Origin of the sequence: Marinomonas sp. SBI8L (assembly GCF_001624705.1) — a bacterium.
GTDB lineage: Bacteria > Pseudomonadota > Gammaproteobacteria > Pseudomonadales > Marinomonadaceae > Marinomonas.
The window spans coordinates 102,916-120,796 of the sequence record NZ_JSEO01000003.1; the positions used below are offsets into that span (position 1 = coordinate 102,916).

General features: G+C 40.7%; 18 protein-coding genes. 7 read left to right on the plus strand and 11 right to left on the minus strand.

The annotated features are described in order from the left end of the window. Window positions 1-7 precede the first annotated feature (7 nt). Genes OA91_RS04620 through OA91_RS04630 form a run of 3 tightly spaced genes read right to left on the minus strand, consistent with a single transcriptional unit; the run spans window position 8 to window position 2,872 of the window. Window positions 8-973: an ornithine cyclodeaminase family protein gene (locus tag OA91_RS04620; RefSeq protein WP_063336537.1), complete on the minus strand. Its 966-nt coding sequence runs from the start codon at window positions 971-973 to the stop codon at window positions 8-10. Between the two features lie 45 nt (window positions 974-1,018). Next, window positions 1,019-2,194 carry an aminotransferase class I/II-fold pyridoxal phosphate-dependent enzyme gene (locus tag OA91_RS04625; protein WP_063336538.1) on the minus strand — a complete coding sequence of 392 codons (1,176 nt, stop codon included), beginning with the start codon at window positions 2,192-2,194 and terminating at the stop codon, window positions 1,019-1,021. A 60-nt stretch (window positions 2,195-2,254) separates the two neighbouring features. Continuing rightward, window positions 2,255-2,872, minus strand: a complete 618-nt coding sequence (locus OA91_RS04630) for a helix-turn-helix transcriptional regulator (protein WP_063336539.1) — start codon at window positions 2,870-2,872, stop codon at window positions 2,255-2,257. Window positions 2,873-3,088: 216 nt separating this feature from the next. Here OA91_RS04630 and pdxH point away from each other — a divergent pair, with 216 nt between their 5' ends. Further along, window positions 3,089-3,721: a pyridoxamine 5'-phosphate oxidase gene (gene pdxH / locus OA91_RS04635; RefSeq protein ID WP_063336540.1), complete on the plus strand. Its 633-nt coding sequence runs from the start codon at window positions 3,089-3,091 to the stop codon at window positions 3,719-3,721. Window positions 3,722-3,775: 54 nt separating this feature from the next. Here pdxH and OA91_RS04640 read toward each other — a convergent pair whose 3' ends face one another. Genes OA91_RS04640 through OA91_RS04655 form a run of 4 tightly spaced genes read right to left on the minus strand, consistent with a single transcriptional unit; the run spans window position 3,776 to window position 7,621 of the window. Beyond that, window positions 3,776-4,456, minus strand: coding sequence for a GntR family transcriptional regulator (locus OA91_RS04640; RefSeq protein ID WP_046017718.1), 681 nt, complete (start codon window positions 4,454-4,456; stop codon window positions 3,776-3,778). A gap of 19 nt (window positions 4,457-4,475) precedes the next feature. Continuing rightward, entirely contained in the window at window positions 4,476-5,510 is a 1,035-nt protein-coding gene (locus OA91_RS04645; protein WP_063336541.1) for a Gfo/Idh/MocA family protein, read from the minus strand. A gap of 15 nt (window positions 5,511-5,525) precedes the next feature. Beyond that, window positions 5,526-6,623, minus strand: a complete 1,098-nt coding sequence (locus tag OA91_RS04650) for an isocitrate/isopropylmalate dehydrogenase family protein (RefSeq protein ID WP_063336542.1) — start codon at window positions 6,621-6,623, stop codon at window positions 5,526-5,528. Continuing rightward, on the minus strand, window positions 6,620-7,621 hold the full coding sequence (locus OA91_RS04655; RefSeq protein ID WP_063336543.1) for an SMP-30/gluconolactonase/LRE family protein: 1,002 nt from the start codon (window positions 7,619-7,621) through the stop codon (window positions 6,620-6,622). The genes OA91_RS04650 and OA91_RS04655 overlap by 4 nt, the downstream gene beginning before the upstream one ends. A 157-nt stretch (window positions 7,622-7,778) precedes the next feature. On the opposite strand from OA91_RS04655, the gene OA91_RS04660 reads away from it, so the two are divergent. The 6 genes from OA91_RS04660 to OA91_RS04685 all read left to right on the plus strand — a co-directional run bounded on the left by OA91_RS04660 (window position 7,779) and on the right by OA91_RS04685 (window position 13,420). Further along, on the plus strand, window positions 7,779-8,807 hold the full coding sequence (locus OA91_RS04660) for a tripartite tricarboxylate transporter substrate binding protein (protein ID WP_063336544.1): 1,029 nt from the start codon (window positions 7,779-7,781) through the stop codon (window positions 8,805-8,807). Between the two features lie 76 nt (window positions 8,808-8,883). Continuing rightward, the gene (locus OA91_RS04665) at window positions 8,884-9,630 is read left to right on the plus strand and encodes a hypothetical protein (protein ID WP_063336545.1); all 747 of its coding nucleotides are present in this window, start codon (window positions 8,884-8,886) and stop codon (window positions 9,628-9,630) included. After that, window positions 9,630-11,159, plus strand: a complete 1,530-nt coding sequence (locus OA91_RS04670; RefSeq protein ID WP_063336546.1) for a tripartite tricarboxylate transporter permease — start codon at window positions 9,630-9,632, stop codon at window positions 11,157-11,159. Before OA91_RS04665 ends, OA91_RS04670 begins: the two co-directional genes overlap by 1 nt. A gap of 12 nt (window positions 11,160-11,171) precedes the next feature. After that, window positions 11,172-12,449 (plus strand): 3-oxo-tetronate kinase, encoded by a 1,278-nt coding sequence (otnK, locus tag OA91_RS04675; RefSeq protein WP_063336547.1) that lies wholly within the window; start codon window positions 11,172-11,174, stop codon window positions 12,447-12,449. Continuing rightward, on the plus strand, window positions 12,450-13,127 hold the full coding sequence (locus tag OA91_RS04680; protein ID WP_063336548.1) for a class II aldolase/adducin family protein: 678 nt from the start codon (window positions 12,450-12,452) through the stop codon (window positions 13,125-13,127). 2 nt (window positions 13,128-13,129) lie between these two features. Then, window positions 13,130-13,420 carry a putative quinol monooxygenase gene (locus OA91_RS04685; RefSeq protein WP_063336549.1) on the plus strand — a complete coding sequence of 97 codons (291 nt, stop codon included), beginning with the start codon at window positions 13,130-13,132 and terminating at the stop codon, window positions 13,418-13,420. A gap of 147 nt (window positions 13,421-13,567) precedes the next feature. On the opposite strand, the gene OA91_RS04690 is transcribed toward OA91_RS04685, so the two are convergent. From OA91_RS04690 to pdxA, 4 genes are all read right to left on the minus strand, one after another. After that, window positions 13,568-15,517 carry a putative bifunctional diguanylate cyclase/phosphodiesterase gene (locus OA91_RS04690; protein WP_063336550.1) on the minus strand — a complete coding sequence of 650 codons (1,950 nt, stop codon included), beginning with the start codon at window positions 15,515-15,517 and terminating at the stop codon, window positions 13,568-13,570. A gap of 23 nt (window positions 15,518-15,540) precedes the next feature. After that, the gene (locus tag OA91_RS04695) at window positions 15,541-15,759 is read right to left on the minus strand and encodes a YgaP family membrane protein (protein ID WP_063336551.1); all 219 of its coding nucleotides are present in this window, start codon (window positions 15,757-15,759) and stop codon (window positions 15,541-15,543) included. A gap of 421 nt (window positions 15,760-16,180) precedes the next feature. After that, on the minus strand, window positions 16,181-16,870 hold the full coding sequence (locus OA91_RS04700) for a hypothetical protein (protein ID WP_063336552.1): 690 nt from the start codon (window positions 16,868-16,870) through the stop codon (window positions 16,181-16,183). Beyond that, window positions 16,860-17,873: a 4-hydroxythreonine-4-phosphate dehydrogenase PdxA gene (gene pdxA, locus OA91_RS04705; protein WP_063336553.1), complete on the minus strand. Its 1,014-nt coding sequence runs from the start codon at window positions 17,871-17,873 to the stop codon at window positions 16,860-16,862. The genes OA91_RS04700 and pdxA overlap by 11 nt, the downstream gene beginning before the upstream one ends. Window positions 17,874-17,881: the final 8 nt, after the last annotated feature.

The following is a 17,881-nucleotide window of genomic DNA, read 5'->3' on the forward strand; positions in this document are numbered from 1 at the left end:
CAAAAAATTATAAAGCGAGTTTATTAACGACCACGCTTGCTACCGCAAGATCTTGAGCGCCAATGCCTGTGAGGTCTACGACACTGATATTGGCCTTAGCAAAGTCGATATCGTCCCTCTTGCCTGCAAGTAAATGCCCTAGCTCAATATCACTGTCTTCAGCAATTGCGTCAGCGCGTACCGCATTCCCAAAATCCCCATGGTGTAGGCATTGTTCATGGTTATCTGTGACCAGAATATCGGCGTTAGCCAGCACCTCTGGCGCGATTTCAGATTTCCCCGGGCTATCAGCCCCAACCGCCACAATATGAAGTTCTTTAGGAAGGTCTTCTACTTGAACCAGTGCAGTACTTGAAGGTGTGGCAGTGACCAGTATTTGGCTTGTGTGACACACCTCTCGTACACTTTGCATAACTTCGACCGTGATCCCTGACTCTGCTTCGAGCCTTTGTTTGAAGGATTGGCTTTCTTCTAGCTTTCGAGCATAGATAGCCACTTTTTTGATGCCGAGCTTTTGGCTAATCATTTGGGCTTGTAGATAAGCTTGGGTGCCTGCGCCGACTAAGCCTAAACAAGCATCCTTGGATACAGGCTTTAAAGAAGCCGCTAAGGCACCTGCTGCCGCTGTACGAACCTGAGTTAGCCAGCCTTCATCTTGGAGTAATGCGACGGGGACGCCTGTTTGTGCAGACATTACAAGCACTAAGCCATTGTTAGCCGGAAGGCCTTTTGCCGTATTCTGATAAAAGCCAGAGGCCACCTTGATGACAAAATAAGGCTGCTGAGTATGTTGAGCCGCCTTAACATGGCAGTCACCAAAAAAAGCACCATTGGATTCTTTAAATAGAATTTGCATTGGCTCAGGTTGTTCAATTAAGCCCTCTGAATAATCAATAAAGATCTCTTTTACGGCATCTATTGCTGCTGTAAAAGATAAAGCTGGGCGAATATCTGCTAACGGAATAACGTGCATCTTAGTCTCCTTATAATCCTGAATCTCTGGGTTACAGGTTGAGGGCTACAGGTTGGAGAAGTTAGCTTCAAAGTGCTGGCGCATGGCTTTGAGGCCTTCAGTGAATACCTTATCTCTACCAAAACCAAGTCGGAATCTGTCTTTAGATACCTCATTCAAGTCAGAGGCATAAATTGAGGCGGGCAATAATAAGATACCGCTTTCTTCAAGGAGTGATTTGCAAAAGTCTTCCACATTGCCTGGGCCAATATAGCGAGGGAAAGCTACACAACCACCTAAAGGACGTTGCCAATCAATGATGCCCGGGTAGTCCGCAAAAAGTTGTTCTAGCTCTGCTACATTACGCTGCATCAAGTTAAGGTTGCGAGCTAAAATCGCGTCTTTGTTTTTCAAGGCAATGATGGCCAGTTGCTCAGAAGGCGCTGAGTTACAAATAGACAAGAAATGCTTATAACGCTCTACTTTTAAAAGTACTTCTTTATCTTGTGAGGCGATCCAACCAATTCTAATACCGGGTAATCCATAGGCTTTAGACATGACATTAAGGGAAATACCTTTTTCATAGAGATCGGCTATTTGCGGCATTTGGTCATCTGAATTGAGCTCGACCCCACGGTAAACTTCATCACTGAAAAGGTAGATATCATTTTCTCGGCATAAAGTGATAACGTCTTCGAGCTCTTTTGCGCTCAGTACATAGCCTGTGGGGTTATGGGGAAAGTTGATTGATAATAGCTTGGTATTAGGGCGTATAGCGGCTTTAATTCCTGCAATATCCAGTTTCCAACCGCCTCTGCTTTGGCCAGTGTTATCTTCGATGAGAGGGACACCTGTTACCTCGCAGATAGCTAAAGGGATAGTCTCAGCGCTTTGATAATTTGGAGTAGGCACTATGACATGGTCTTTTTCTGTGAGTAAGCATCTTGCTAGGGCATAAATGCCTTCGCCTGCACCTGCTAGGCAAAGGACATTGTCTTTTTGCATCGTTTGATAAGTGCCCGCGATAAGTTCGCGTAATTCAGGCGCGCCCCAGGTTTCCGTATAACCTAATGTGAGATTGTCGTACTTTTCTCTGTCTTCCTCACTTGCCATGGCCAATAGTTGGCTCAATGTCAGGGTTTCTAAATCTGAGGCTGTCATATGGTGTTTGGCTTTAAATTCCCACTTGGAAAAAAAGACTTCTAAAGAAAAATCACGCATAGGTTTTGGGGACGTCATCATTATCAAACTCTCCGTTTAAGCTAAATGTTGAATAGCGTATTTGTTGCATTAATTGAACGATCAGTGCTGTCGAACATCTCGTAAAAGGGTGTATAAACTGGCTCTTGAGATGCCAAAAGCCTTGGCAATATAGTCGCTAGAACCTCTTACTTGAAAAATTTGATTAGCTTCTAGGGCCGCCACTATCTTGAGCTTGTCTGCTTTGCTTGTTGCATGCATCGCCATCCCAAGTTCAGACAAGGTTTTAGCTATGATTTGGTTTGCATTTTCGCGCCAATCTGAGCCCATAAGGGCCGAGCTTTGTTGCTCTGATTCAATATCGATTAACGACGCCAGTAGCTTGGCAGATTGTGCTAACAAACCGGTTTTCATATTGATGCAAAGTAGGTGGGTTGCGACACCTTTCTCATCTCTTAATACGCTTGTAATTGATTTTGTACTTTCACCTTCTGGGGTGGATTTCGAGTAGGGTCCAATAATGGCTTTGTTATCAATTTCAGTGGTGAGCTCATCTTCATCAATCAGTGAGTCATCACCCACTGTTCGGTTGGAATAAGGGTTCTCGATATGAGCAATTTTGCCTGAGCCTAAATCGTGTATGACGACCTCAAGTTGATTGGGCAATAAGAGTGAAATGGCTTTACATAACACTCTGTAATTTTGAAGAGAATCAGACATCTTAGCTTCCAATATATTAACCAATAGATAAATTATGTTTGTACAATTTATCTATATTTGGATTGTTTGTCTAATTTTTATTTCGTTTTTAAATTATATTGCTTAAACTGGCTCTTAACTCCACTTCCAAGAGTGATGAAAATAGACTTAATTATGTTGTAAAGGTAAGTGATCAATACGTGAATGCTTCGAATATTGACCAGCAAGAAAAAAGTAATGACAAATAAGCATCGACAAGCAATTTTGGATCAAGGTCTTGATATTAAGAATCTAGATTCAGATCCACTGATACAGCTAAGTAAGTGGCTAGAGTGCGCCAATCAAGTAGGCATTCGTTACCCAGGAGCTATGAGCCTAGCAACTACTGATTTTTCTGGTTCTCCAACTCAAAGAATGGTGATGTTAAGAGAGATTAGTGCGGATGGTTTAGTATTTTTTACAAGTCTAAGTAGCAATAAAGCTGAGCATATAAAGCGGCACTCACAAGTGAGCGTTTTGTTTCCATGGCATATGTTGGAGCGGCAGGTTGTAATAAGAGGGTGTGCTGAAAAGATTGCAAAGAATAAGGTACTTAAGGCCTTTTTAAGTCGTTCTGATATGAGTCAAACGAGTGCTTGGTTATCGGATCAAAATTCGCTGGTCACCTCTCGTGGGTTGATTGAGGCAAAATTAAATGAGATTCGTGACAATGCTAAAAATGGAAAATTGGGTATGCCCGCATTTTGGGGTGGTTATATGATAAAACCTGAAAGCTTTGAATTTTGGCAAACAGGAAAAGATGGTATAAACGACAGGATTCTTTACCGTAAAGATCAAGCTGACTGGATTCTGGAAAGATTAAACCCTTGATGCTCACTTAGGCCATATATAAATAATGGCCTTAAAGTAAGGGCATCAACTTTTTTACATGTGGTTTAAACCAAAATTCTCCAAGAGAGAAATCAACATTCGACCGCTTTTTTCCCTGTGCTGGTGATGAATTAAGCGAGCTGTTTCAGCGTTATTGGATTCAATCGCATTAATAACATCCAAATGGTCTTTATTTGAACTATTTGGTTTAGGACGCATTTTCAAGGTTAGCATTCTTACTCTGTGAGATTGCTCAATAAAGTTGCTAACCAATTTTTGTAAACGCTGATTATCGGAAAACTCAACTAGATAACGATGGAAACGTTCATCAGCAGCAGCCCATTGAATTAAATCATCTTGTTGTAATGCTTCATCCATTGCAGTTACGGATTCACGCATAAGCGAAAGCTGATCATTGTTGAGACCATTAGTCGCACATAACGCCGCAGCTGTGGACTCTAAACCCGTTAAAATCTCATAAATTTCTTTCATGTCTTCAATCGAAACAGGTTTTACTCTCATACCGTGTCGTGGTTTAAGTTCAATTAACCCTTCACGTGCCAATTGCAGCATGGCTTCTCTTGTTGGCGTTCTGCTCATTTCTAATAGTGTTGAGACTTCTTGCTCAGTCATATGACTGCCAGTATGAAGTTCGTTATCGAGAATCTTTCTTTTAAGTTCTCGATAGGCTTTATTAGCTAATGGCTCTTTCGGCTTGGTTTGTTTTTTATTCATTCTATATACTTTTTGGAGTCTATTTCTTGAATTTTCTTTGCGTATTTGACTCGGCAGATTGATATATCAAGTCTTCAACAGTTAGGTTATTCATGTAGCTTTCAACAGGATTAGCTAATTCTGTTTGATACAAAATATGATTGACAACATGTTGCTGTAAATTAAATACACAATCGCCGCCAAAATTGTCCGTAGAAAAGCTGTATTCATGTGATTGCCAATTGACCTCCCCATGTAAACGAGTGTTAATTTTACCATCCCCGTTTAATATTAGAGAAGCATTACTGCCTTCTATTTGCATTTCCCCCATGGTTAATCGCGTATTTTGAGCACTATGGTCAGCTAACCGGTTTCCATCAAATATGGCTCTAATATCATGATTAAATTGGAATAGGACAATGCCAGCATCCTCACCTTTAATATCAGGGTTTAATTGCTGTAAATCCGCATAAATAGACTCGACTTCACCTAATAGGTAACGAAAAACGTCAATCCAATGAATCCCAGTTTCATGAATCAAAAAGCGTTTCATTTCTCTAAAGTAAGGCTGCCTTGCTAGATAAGCGTTTTTGCCTTGGCCATCACCAGGCCTTAGTCTAAAGGTCACATTGTAAACTTTGCCTAACTGGTTGTTGTCTAATAACATTTTGATTTCTTGATACCAAGGCTGAAAACGAAAGTTTTCATGAATGATCACTTTGCCATTATGCTGTTTAATCACATGGGCTAATGATTCAGCTTCTTTTAAAGAAGGTGTAAAAGGCTTTTGGCAAATACAAGGTATGCCACGTTCTACTGCCGCTTTTACAAATTCAGCATGGGTTTCTGGTGGAGTAATAATATCAACTAGATCTGGTTTAGTTTCATCCAGCATAGTGATGAAGTTGGTATAGGTTGATTTGATATTATATTTAAGGGCAATATCTGAAGCGGTTGTGGCGTTACGACTGCATAACGCCACTAATTCAGCTTCTTCAATTCGAGCCCAAGCATCATAATGAAACTGGCTAAAATAACCTGTTCCTACTGTCGCTACTCGAAGTGTTTTTGGCACAATAATTCCTGCTAATTAATTTTTTAGTTGATTAATAACAGCCGAGGTAATGGCTTCAGTCCCTGCTGTTCCACCAAGCTCAAAAGGAGTAAGCTGACCGCCGGCAAAGGCGTTATCTACAGCATCTCGAATGAGGTTGGCTGCTTGGGATAAACTGGCCATATGGTGATTCTGCCCTAACCAATCTAACATCATGGCAGCAGATAAAAACATAGCGGTAGGGTTAGCTTTTCCTTCACCAACAATATCTGGCGCACTCCCATGACAAGGTTGGAAAACAGCATGATCATCTCCTATATCTGCTGATGGAGCCATCCCCATGCCACCCATTAACGCTGCCCCTAAGTCAGAGAGAATGTCACCGAACATGTTTTCTGTGACTAATACGTCAAAATGCCAAGGGTGTCTGACAAGATTTAATGCCATTGCATCGACATAACAATGATCTGCAATGATAGATGGTGCAAGTTTTGACTGCTCATCGAAGACTTTACGGAAGAAAGCAAATGACTGAAAAACGTTAGCTTTATCCACGCAGGTTACTTTGCCTTCGCTACCATTCTCTTTACGGTGAGAGGCCAATTTAAAAGCAAAATCAAATAATCGTTCTGATACTGAACGAGTAATTACCATGGTATCTTTTGCAATTGCGTCGTTTTCAACAGTGCCTTTACCATGAGAAGCAAATAACCCCTCAGTTGATTCGCGAATTAAAACAAGATCAATATCTTTAGCTTTTTCACTTGCTAAAGGGAGGTCTAAACCAGGTACTAATCGAACAGGTCTTACTCCAGCATACAAACCTAGTTCCATGCGAAGGTCGATTTGAGGAGATACCTCGGTACCATCTTCATAACGAACAGAAGGTAACCCCATGCAGGATAACAATATGGCATCAGCGTCTTTGGCAATACGCTTAGATTCATCGGGAAAAGAGGTTCCTGTGTCTCTATATAATGCTGCACCTGCAGGAACATCAATAAAATTAAGTTCAACACTACCAGTTTTCTGGCAGGCAAGCTTTAGTATTTCTAAACAAGGCGGTGTAATTTCTGGCCCAATACCATCACCTGCAAAAACTGCGATATCAAATGTCTTACGAGACTCATTCATTTTTTATTCTCCGGTTGAACTAAGGTTTTATTTGGCCCATTAAAGAGCCAATGGCTAGGTGCGAGACCTGTATGGTTTTGCTTGAACTTTGAAATTTGATGACCTAATAGACAACCTAAAAAGATCGTATTTCGATCTGGACCACCAAAAGCTAAACTAGAAATATTCTTTAATTTTTGACTTTTCACTTGGTCTAAATGAGGGCGGCCCATTGAATGAGATAAAAAAGCAGTTTCAACCCAATCCAAATGGTCTTTATCTACATCAATTAACTGTGTGGCTTGTTCTTTGCCGTCAGGTGCTACGCGGATAATCTGGTTACTCACTATGCTAGTTACCCAAAAATAGCCTGCAGCATCTTTAACTAAACCATCAGGAAAGACACCTTTATCAAAGTGAGTTAGGGTGACCTTATTGCTTAAGTCCCCTTTTTCACTAATATCGAAACGGCTCAAACGACGGGAAAAAGTCTCGTTAACATATAAGAAATTGCCATCTTCACTCACAAGACATTCGTTGGTATAACCAAGATTGTCAGCAACAATACGTGCCTCACCTTTGTCATAAAGAATGATAAAACCGTCTTGGACGTCAGAGCGATAAGCCGCTGCACGAGGAATAGTTTTGGTACTGACTGTTATCCAAATTCTGCCTTGATAATCTAAATGCACAAAGTTAGTAGGGGGAATTCTTTTATTATCTAGATGAGTTAAAAATGCTTGGGCTGTGCCATCTGGAAATAATTGATAAACGCCACCTTCTTCCTCTCCTAAGTGAGCGATTAAAAAGCTGCCATCTTCTAATAAACAAATGCCATTAGGTTTAAGTCTAAAGTCTAAGTTATTCGCCAAGATCGAATATTGCTGACCATCACTTTCAATGACGGTTACACCACCGTCCCAGTTTGAACAATAAGTCCGTTCATTTGATGTCGTTAATACACATTCGGGTCTCTGTAATTGTGAGCCAATGCTGCTGATACTATCTAAGCTATACATAAGTCATCCTTAGCTAGGTCTTTATGAATGTTTTTACAATAGCTAGGTTTATATTTCATTGCAATAATTAATTTATTAACGTATACATTAATAAATCTATTCGATAGAGTAGATGTCTCAAGAGTGAAAATAAAAACAAAATTTTTGGAGTGACAAAATGAAGAAGGCTATTGCTACGTTAGTTTCTAGCGTTTTAATTACATGTGTTTGTGCAAACGTGACAGCAAAGGATCGCTATCCTGAAAGAGATATTACCAATGTCGTTGTTTGGTCTGCTGGCGGTGGTACAGATGTCATTAATAGAATGATAACGTCTGAAATGTCGCCTCATCTTGATGTCAATATCAACGTGACGAATCGACCTGGTGGTGTGGCTGGTTCTTTGGGGATGAGTTACGTACATAAGTTAAAACCGGATGGTTATACCTTGGTTGGATTATCCGAATCAGTTGTTGCTTCTGCTGTCCAAGGGGGATGGAAACAGCGAATGGATGTATGGCATCCTTTTATAGTAGGTGGTTCGCCTGATCTTATTTCAGTTTCTTCTAATTCAAAGTTCAATACCTTAGAAGATGTCATTAATGCTGTAAAAGCTAACCCAAAATCGGTAAAGGCAAGTGCTGGTGGAGCGGGCTCTATTCACCATCTTAATTTGTTGGCGCTCGCAAACGGTACCGAAGTTGAGTTTAATTATATTCCTTACCCTGGATCGGCCCCGGCGCAAACAGCAGTACTTACTGGTGAAGTTGATTTAGTTATTACTTCATTGGCAGAGCAACAACAGCTAATAAAAGGCGGACAGTTAAAGCCGCTTGCTATGCTAGTTGCTAATGCTCAAACCTTAGAGGGAGTAGATACTATTCCTTCTGCTTTTGACTCCTTCCCACAGCTGCAAAAGCATCTACCTATCATGCAAGCTATTGGCTTTGCGATAAAAAGTGATGCACCAGATTCGGTTAAAAATAAGTTAACCATGGCTTTTCAAAAAGCCATAGCAAGTGAAAAACTGCGTACATGGGCTAAAGATAATTACTATGTTTTATCTGGGTTGTCAGGTCAATCTGCCAGCAATGAATTTGCTTTTTTAGAGTCACTGTTTTCTTGGACTCTTCAAGATTTAGGGGCAACCAAAATAAGCCCAAAAGCTTTGGGTATTCCAAAGCCTGCTGATCTTCAAATGAACTAGATATTACTCTGTGAAAAGGTGGCCATCTTATAGGCCACCTTTTTGTTAATTATAGATTTACCCTTTTGGGGGATGTATGCAACCTGAACAACTTATAGTGTTACGACGTGCTGATATCAAAGCAGCCATTGTCATCATTATAGTGTCACTGTTAATGATTTTTGAAAGTGCTTCGTTTCCACTTACAGACAGTTATGCGGGAATTCAAAATGCCTGGTATGTTTCGCCAGCTTTGTTTCCTATATTAATTGCGAGCATATTATTGATTTGTGGCGTGACCTTATTATTTAAAGGATTAGCGTTCGTTAGGGCTCATAAGGAAATTCCTGTTGTTAGAGCTAGCCAAGCAAGTCGCTGGCGTTTTGTACTACTGGTTTCATTAATTTCTGGCATGGTTTTTAGCTGGGTTCCATTGATAGACTTTGCGATTTCTTCTTTTACTTTCTTATTTTTATTTATTCTGGCGTTTTATTCAGATAGCCCTGCCTTACAGCATAAGGTGCTGACCATTTGGACTTCAGTGTCATTAATTTTATTGGTGCTGTATCAAACTAGTGCTTTAAGTGAGGGAGGTAGAAACCTATTAGATTGGGGGGCTTTGTTATTTGCAGCCTTAATGGTTGGTTTTTTTAGGCAGTGGGCTATTAATTTAGATTGTTTTACTAAATGGAAAACCAGTGTCAAAACAGCTCTCATCGTTACTTTAGTAGTTTGTCCTATCTTTCGGTTAGGTATGCTAGTCCCACTTCCTACAGAAGGCATAGTGATTGAAAAAATGGTGGATGCTAAATATCTAATAAGAGATATGTGGAGGGGGAATTAATGGATATTCTGTCATCATTTTATGTCTTTGGCGGCACACTGGCATCTTTACTCTCGTCTCCTATTAATATCTTAATTCTAGTCGGAGCGTCTTTTTTCGGTATTATTTTTGGGGCATTACCCGGATTAACAGCAACGTTAGGTGTGGCACTATTAACAACCTTAACTTATGGAATGGACGTTAATACTGCTCTGATTGCATTGCTTGGGTTATATGTAGGCGCAATTTATGGTGGTTCTTACCCATCAATATTAATTAATATTCCAGGCACGGCCGCGGCTGCGGCCACAGCTTTGGATGGATATCCACTAGCGTGTAAAGGGCAGGGGGGAAGAGCTTTAGGCCTCACCACGACAGCTTCTTTAATTGGCACTCTGATGGGAATTCTTGTATTGGTAATGGCTGCGCCTTGGGTTGCCAAAATGGCGTTACAATTTACCTCATTTGAGTTCTTCTTACTGGCTCTATTTGGTATTTTAATCAGTGGTACTCTCACCAGTTCTGATTTAGTAATAAAAGGCTGGATAGCGGGTCTTATTGGTTTAGCGATTGCGACGATTGGTCGAGATCCTCTGCAGTTCTTTCCTCGTTTTACATTTGATTTACCAGACCTAGATCAAGGTTTAGAAGTTGTGCCTGTGTTGATTGGTGCATTTGGTATTCCTCAAGTTATCAATGCTTTAAGGAATAAAGAGAGCTTAGGCGCTATGCAGGACTTCGGACGCATAATGCCAGAGTGGTCCACACTCTTTAAAAATCGCAAAAACATTACGCGTTCATCCATGATAGGGATAGGTATTGGTGCGGTTCCTGGTATTGGTGAAGATATTGCTGGGTGGGTATCTTATGGTGCGGCAAAAAATACCTCCAAACATCCTGAAACCTTTGGTTCTGGAGAGCCAGAGGGGATTATTGCATCTGAAACCGCTAATAATGCCTGTATTGGAGGTGCGTTAATACCTTTACTCACCTTGGGTATCCCAGGAAGTCCGCCTGCGGCTATGTTATTAGGTGCATTGATGCTACACGGCATTACGCCTGGTCCTATGATAGTGGTACAAGATCCAGGCTTTCTAATTGAAGTGACGGCTATTTTGGTTTTATGTTCAGTTGCCATGTGGTTTAACGGCATGTTTTTAGCCAAACAAGTGGTAAAAGTGTTAAGCATACCTGCCCCCATCTTTCTACCTGTTGTTACTTTGATGTGTGTACTGGGTTCGTATGCACTGGGACTGAATGTATTTAACTTATACATGATGGTTCTGATTGGTGTAGTTGCTTATTTCTTAGCTCAAATGCAGTACCCCATTTCACCACTAGTTATCGGTGTCATTTTAGGGCCTATGGCTGATGAAAATTTGAGAAGAGCATTGATGGTTTCTGAAGGTAGTCTATTGCCTTTTATTGAGCGTCCTGTCTCCATTCTTTTACTGCTTGTCATCGCATTAATCCTTATCAGTAAAACCCCTTTAAATCAAAAACTGAAAGATCTTTTCTTTCATAGCTTTAAACGATTGAAATCGAAATAAGAGGAGAGTGTAGTGAGTGTATTGTTAGGCTGTATCGCAGATGACTTTACTGGTGCAACGGATATTGCATCGGTATTAAAACGAGAAGGTATGCGGGTTTTACAAATTAATGGTAACCCAGCTGATCAAGGTGTCGTACCTAAAAATGTAGATGCTGTCGTGATTGCTCTCAAATCAAGAACTCAGCCAGTAAATAGTGCTGTTTCTGATTCTCTTGCTGCGTGTAACTGGTTATTGGAACAGGGTGTTCTACAAGTGTTCTTTAAGTATTGCTCGACTTTTGATTCGACAAAGGAAGGTAATATAGGGCCAGTTATTGATGCGTTGTTAACACGATTAAAGACAACTCAAACTATTGTTTGCCCTAGTTATCCAATTAATGGCCGTACCGTGTATGCGAGTAACTTGTTTGTTCATGGGGTACCTCTTGCTGAATCTGCAATGAAAGATCACCCGCTGACACCTATGACTGATTCAAATTTGATCCGTTTATTAGAAGGACAGACAAAACAAGCTATAAAGCCGATCAGCTGGCAGCAAGTTCAATCTGGTGTGACCGCATTAGCTAAAGAATTTGAAAACTCAAAAGCGGGAATCTATGTAGTAGATGCATTAGTCGATGAAGATTTGGTGACAATTGCTCATGCTGCCAAGGACATGACGCTATTAACCGGTGGTGCTGCATTAGCGCAAGGTCTGCCGAGTTTATATCGTAAACTTAAGTGGATGGAAGCTCAGCCTGAAACAAATAGCCTTAAATTTTCTCAAGGACATACCTTAATCTTGGCCGGTAGCTGTTCAACAGCCACACGTTCGCAAATAGAGTACTTTTTAGCCTCATATTCAGGTATTGCTATTGATGCTATTGCTTTGTCCCATGGTGGTGAAGAGCAGCAGCGGCTTGAGAGTTTTATTCAGACCAACGCTGGTGCAGATCCCATTTTAGTTTACGCCAGTGATACCCCTGAGAATATCGCTAAGGTGCAAGCCAAGCTAGGTGTGGAAGTGGCTGGAAAGCTAGTAGAAGACTGCATGGCTCAATTAGCAATCAAAAGTGTTTCTGAATATGGCGTCAACAATATTATTGTGGCGGGTGGTGAAACATCTGGTGCTGTTGTCTCTGCTCTTGGAACCCCTGCATTAGTTATCGGTGATGAGATCGAGCCGGGTGTGCCATGGACTTTTTTAGAAGGCGAGAAAAACATCGCTCTTGCGTTAAAGTCAGGTAATTTTGGTTCTCAAGCTTTTTTTGTAAATGCCTTTGATATGACTTGTAAAGGGGGATGTTAAATGAAATGGCTTTCAGAGCGAAAAAACTTAATTGAATCCGTGCTTAAAATGAATAATTTAGGCATAAATCAAGGAGCGTCTGGTAATGCCAGTATTCGGGTTGAAGATGGCTTTCTTATTACTCCTTCTGGGGTGGTTTATGAAGATCTTGAGCCTGAGGATATTGTCTTTGTAGATACACAAGGAGCTAGTCACCCTGACAAAATAAACCGTAAACCATCAAGTGAGTGGCGTTTTCATTTGGATATTCTCAATGCCCGGGATGATCTCAATGCTATCGTGCATACTCATGGTAAATCAGTTGCGACTTTAGCTTGTCTTAGAAAAGAGATCCCCCCGTTTCATTACATGATTGCCCTCGCAGGGGGAAACACGATTCGTTGTGCTGAATACGAAACCTTTGCGACTCAATCATTATCCAGTGCAGCTTTAATCGCCTTGGAAGGGAGAAAAGCATGTCTACTTGCTAACCATGGACAAATTGCCTGTGGAACTAGTTTAAAACAAGCCTTAGCCATTGCTCTAGAAGTGGAGACACTTGCGGATATCTACCTTAGAGTTTTAGCATCGGGACAATCCCCTTTTTTACTTACCGATGAGCAAATGCAAGAAGTACATGCACGTTTTTCAAAAGGCTATGGTACTGCCGGAAGCCTACAGAATGAGAGAAGAGGTTAATTATGTTTGTTGTGACTGTTAAATTTACGATTAAGGCGATTAATCAAGACAGGTTTCAAACCTTAGTATTACAGCAAGCGAGTAACAGCTTAATAAATGAAGCTGAATGTCATGTATTTGAAGTCTCAAAACAGGCCCAACAAAATAGTGATGTAACCTTCTTTTTATATGAAGTTTATGAAAGGAAAAAGAGCTTTGAATTGCATTTAGAAAGTCAGCATTTTTTGACTTTTAATGAGATAACCGCTGACCTTGTATTGGCCAAATCAGTAGAAGTGTTTGAGACCTGTTGACCCGCTTGATTGGACTTAAGAAATGACTCATTTGCCCGAGTATTATGCTCGGGCTTTTTTTATATCTAAACACTGACTAAGGTAACTTTAGATCAGTTCTTATGAGGTAATAATAGATTGCTGAACTGAGTTGAGATTTTGTTTTCATTAAGTATCATTTTCTAACTGTTTAATGACAGGAAAAGCTTTAAGCATTTTACTCATTGTCGATGCTTGTACAGGGCGAGCATAATAATAACCTTGGCCATAACAGCAGCCCATTTGAGTGAGTAAGTCTGCTTGTTCTTCATTCTCAATTCCTTCTGCAACAATACTGCTACCAATCACATTCGCTAAGGCAATAATGGTTGCCACTATGGCTTTATGTTTATCGTTGCTTTCAATGTCGACAATGAAAGCCCTGTCAATTTTGATAATGTCGGCATTGAGGTTACTGATGTAAGAAAGGGAGCTCATGCCAGTGCCAAAGTCATCGATGGCAAGTTTAATCCCTATGCTTTTAAGGTCGTCTAATTTGTGAGATATGTTTTGAATATTAAGGCTAGTTACGCTTTCAGTTAACTCTATTTCAAGTAATTTAGGGCTGACGTTATAGCTGGTCAACAAATCTAAAATGAAGTCGATTAAACCTGGATCCAATAAATTGTAAGGAGACAAGTTGATGGCAATCGGGATAGTGCTTCCTTGCTTTTTCCATTCAGAAAGTTGAATGATGGTGCTGTGAATCACATAACGGCCAAACTCTTGTACACGGCCACTTTGTTCTATTAAATCAATGAAGTAAAACGGACTCAAAATGCCATCATCCGGGTGATACCAGCGAGCTAGAGCCTCAACACCAGTGATTTCGCCAGTCTTCAAATTTACCTTGGTTTGATAATAAAATTTAATCTGATGTTGATTAAATGCATCATTTAAATCTGCTCGCAAACGTAATCTTTGATGGCCATCTGTGGCTTCTTTCTCATTAAAGGTTACCCAGCCGCAATGCTGTTGTTTCGCTTCATACATAGCATGATCTGCATTAGCAATAAGGGTATCTGTATCGGTACCATGTAGCGGGTAGTGCGCGATGCCAATACTTGCGCCCGTATTAACCGATAGCTGATTTATTATTATGGCTTCTTCGCAAACATGAACTAAGGTCGCAGCCAAGTTGGCGGCTTGATTTTGTGTAAAGTGAGGCGCCCATATTAGAAATTCATCGCCACCAGTTCTAAAAAGGGTTTGCTCTGGGGTTAATACCGATGACAGTCTTAAGGCGACTTTTTTAAGAAGTTGATCGCCTGCAGAATGACCTAAGGTGTCATTCACTTCTTTAAATTTATCCAAATCAATCACAAATAAACTGGCTTGGGTGATCGGGTTTTGTCCCTCTATATCAGGTAATGCTTTTTGCATCATATCGACTAAATATAATCGATTGGGCAAATCAGTTAGTGGATCATGGGTAGCAAGGCGAATCAAAGCGTTGTTTTTACCTTCCACTCTTTTACTCATCCAAAAAGTCAGCGTAAGCGCACACCAGACGGCAATCCAAATAACTATAAATGTGGTAATAGAAAGTCGTTTAGCAATATAGTCTAAGGTGGTTTCGAGGGAGCTGGCGAGGTGGTAGAACTGTACTTGATAGCCATCCCCATTAACTATTTGCCACAAATAACAGTTTTTACCAATGGTTTTGATGCCATTTGACTTGGCAATCTGATTACTTAGATTGTTGTCGACTTGTGTTGAGAAAATTTTATTTATGGTGTTTATATCTTGCTTCGGAATATTCTGATTGAGTGACCAGTTTATATTAGGTCCTTGAATACTAACAAAAAAAACAGCATCGTCAGGTTCATTAATGTGAATCAAATGCATGAGCTCTGTCATTCGTTCATCGGCGTCATTGTCCGCTTCAATTAATTCTGCGTGTAGTAATAAAGTTTGTTTTTCAAGCGATGCTAATTCAAGACGCATGCCTAAATCGGCGGATAAACGATAAGAAACCACCACATAAATTGTTGATACTAAAATGGCAACACCTAGGCAGGCACAAATTAATTGCCAGCGAAAATATTTGTCACGTTGAAGCTCAGAAATAGCTGCCATAGGTTGTTTAAAGCTTCACTTGATTATTTTTCAGAGCGGGTGTTTATCCCCGCAATGTGATAAATCGGACACCAGCCAAAGAAAAATGAAATCAGGTTCAAGATTCCAAAAATGCCGAGTAATGCTTCTAATATTGGTTCTTGTAAAAAGTCACCATTCAACAGCGCAAATGCAGTTATAACTAAGCCAGTGGCACCCCGAAAGATGCGATCAAAACGATGAAGGTTTTTGCTTAATTTCATAAAATAATGCCTTTTAGTTTTGCATAGTGAGGCCATTACCTGACTAAAACTAAGTATATTGGTTATTCCTTGAGAAGAGATAAATTAAAGATAGCTTTAATTTATGTGTAGACGTCCTGTGATTCATTTTAATATAAGTCATAAAGTGTGATTTTTCTTGAATTGCGTAAAATGAATTACTTTTTAATACTTCAGCACGAGTTGAATTAACTGCTAACCCCAAAGATAATCAACAAAACTCCTACGATTTGACTGACTTTTAGCATCTTAACCATTTTGGTGAAACCCGTACTTCTATTGTGTTATCACACCCGATTCGAATGCGCCCGCTAAAGCCTGCTCCTGCTGAAACACAGTCAATTTTTTAGTACTTTGACTTAGCCAATTTCTTCGAATCGGCTAAGTCTAAAAGATTACTGAGTTAATGGCCTAGAACCAGCTTAGCAACACAGGTCTGAATGGCATCTAATTGGCTAGAAAGGTCGGTATTCGCTGCTGGAAAAAGGCCATCTAATGCAGCCGTACCTATGGTAAAGCCTGCGGCATTTGCTTCATAGGCTGCAATTATTCGTTCAGGTCCTGCGATAGACCCTGCTACTATCACAGGTTTATTGATGGCACTTGTTACCGCAGCCATGAGCTCTGGTACGGATTCACTTGAACGATAAGCTAATAAGTCGAGCCCATGTACACCCTCATGTTGAGTGAGTGAAATAGCGCTTTTAACTATGTCTTCTATGCTACCCATAAGATTACTTGGGTGGCCTTCGATTCTCCCTGGGAAAGGGTAATATTGAATATTGCTATCTTTGAGTAGAGGTAGAACATGCTCAACGCTTGTGCCCCCTAAAAGGTAATCCACCCCTATCTCGACGGCAGCTTTAGCGGATGCAATTTCGCTATCTGTATCAAGGGAAACAACTTCAATATAGCTTGTAGCACCGCCAGTTTTTATGAGTAGATTGAGCTCTTTAAGGTCTTTAATGGGCAGACCAATATCTTTAAACCCTATGTGCTTTATTCCAGAGTTAAGGACAGTTTTTAAGTGTTGTTTGGCGTCAGCCACAGTGCGGTCATTACGGGTAAGCATAAAGATAAAGTTATAAGACATGGTTGGCCCCTTGGTTTTTACAATTGATGAGTTGTGTTGCGTAGCTAATGGCTGTTTCTAAACTTGAGTGATCTGCAATACCTTTACCTGCAATATCAAATGCCGTGCCATGATCTGGGCTTGTACGTATGAAGGTTAGTCCCAGAGTGATATTAACCCCAGTTTCTATGCCCATATATTTCACTGGGATCAGACCTTGGTCATGATATTGTGCGACGACAATGTCGAATTTTCCTTGTCTTGCCTGCATGAAAATCGTGTCCCCCGGCCAAGGGCCACTGACTAGATACCCTTTTTCTTGAGACGCTTTAATGGCTGGTTGGATAATCTCGATTTCTTCTCGACCAAATAGGCCGCCTTCTCCCGCGTGGGGGTTGAGGCCTGCAACGGCAATACGAGGCTGCTGAACCCCCAAGGCCTTCGCCCCTTGTTGGGCAAGTTCTATCGCTTGTATTTGACCATCAAAATTAATCCTGTCTAATACCTCTCTCATGGAGCAATGAATACTGACTAATACCGTGCGTAACTCTTGATTTGCAAGCATCATGGCGACTTTGTCAGAGTCACAATAATGGGCGAGGATTTCCGTATGGCCTGGGTATTGGATACCCGCTAAACTAAAGGATTCTTTATGAATAGGAGCGGTGACAAGTGCCGATACCTTATCCGCTTTTGCTAACTCAATTGCTGTGACTATGGCGTCAAAAGCGGCTTTACCGTTATTTGCATTGATTTCACCCACCTTGGGTAATTGGGTGAAGTGCGAGCTCGCGATTAGATTAATGGTATGAGCGCTAAAATTTGCCTCTTCAGGGCTTTTTATCTCATGGATCGACCAATTTACCGATACCTGTTGGATTGCCTCTTGCATCACAAGAGGATCTCCTATCACCACACATTGAGTCGTAAACGTGGGAGCAGTGAGTGTTTTAGCGATGATTTCAGGCCCTATTCCGGCTGGGTCTCCCATTGTTATGGCAATGGGGGCTTTAACATCTTGCATAGAAATAC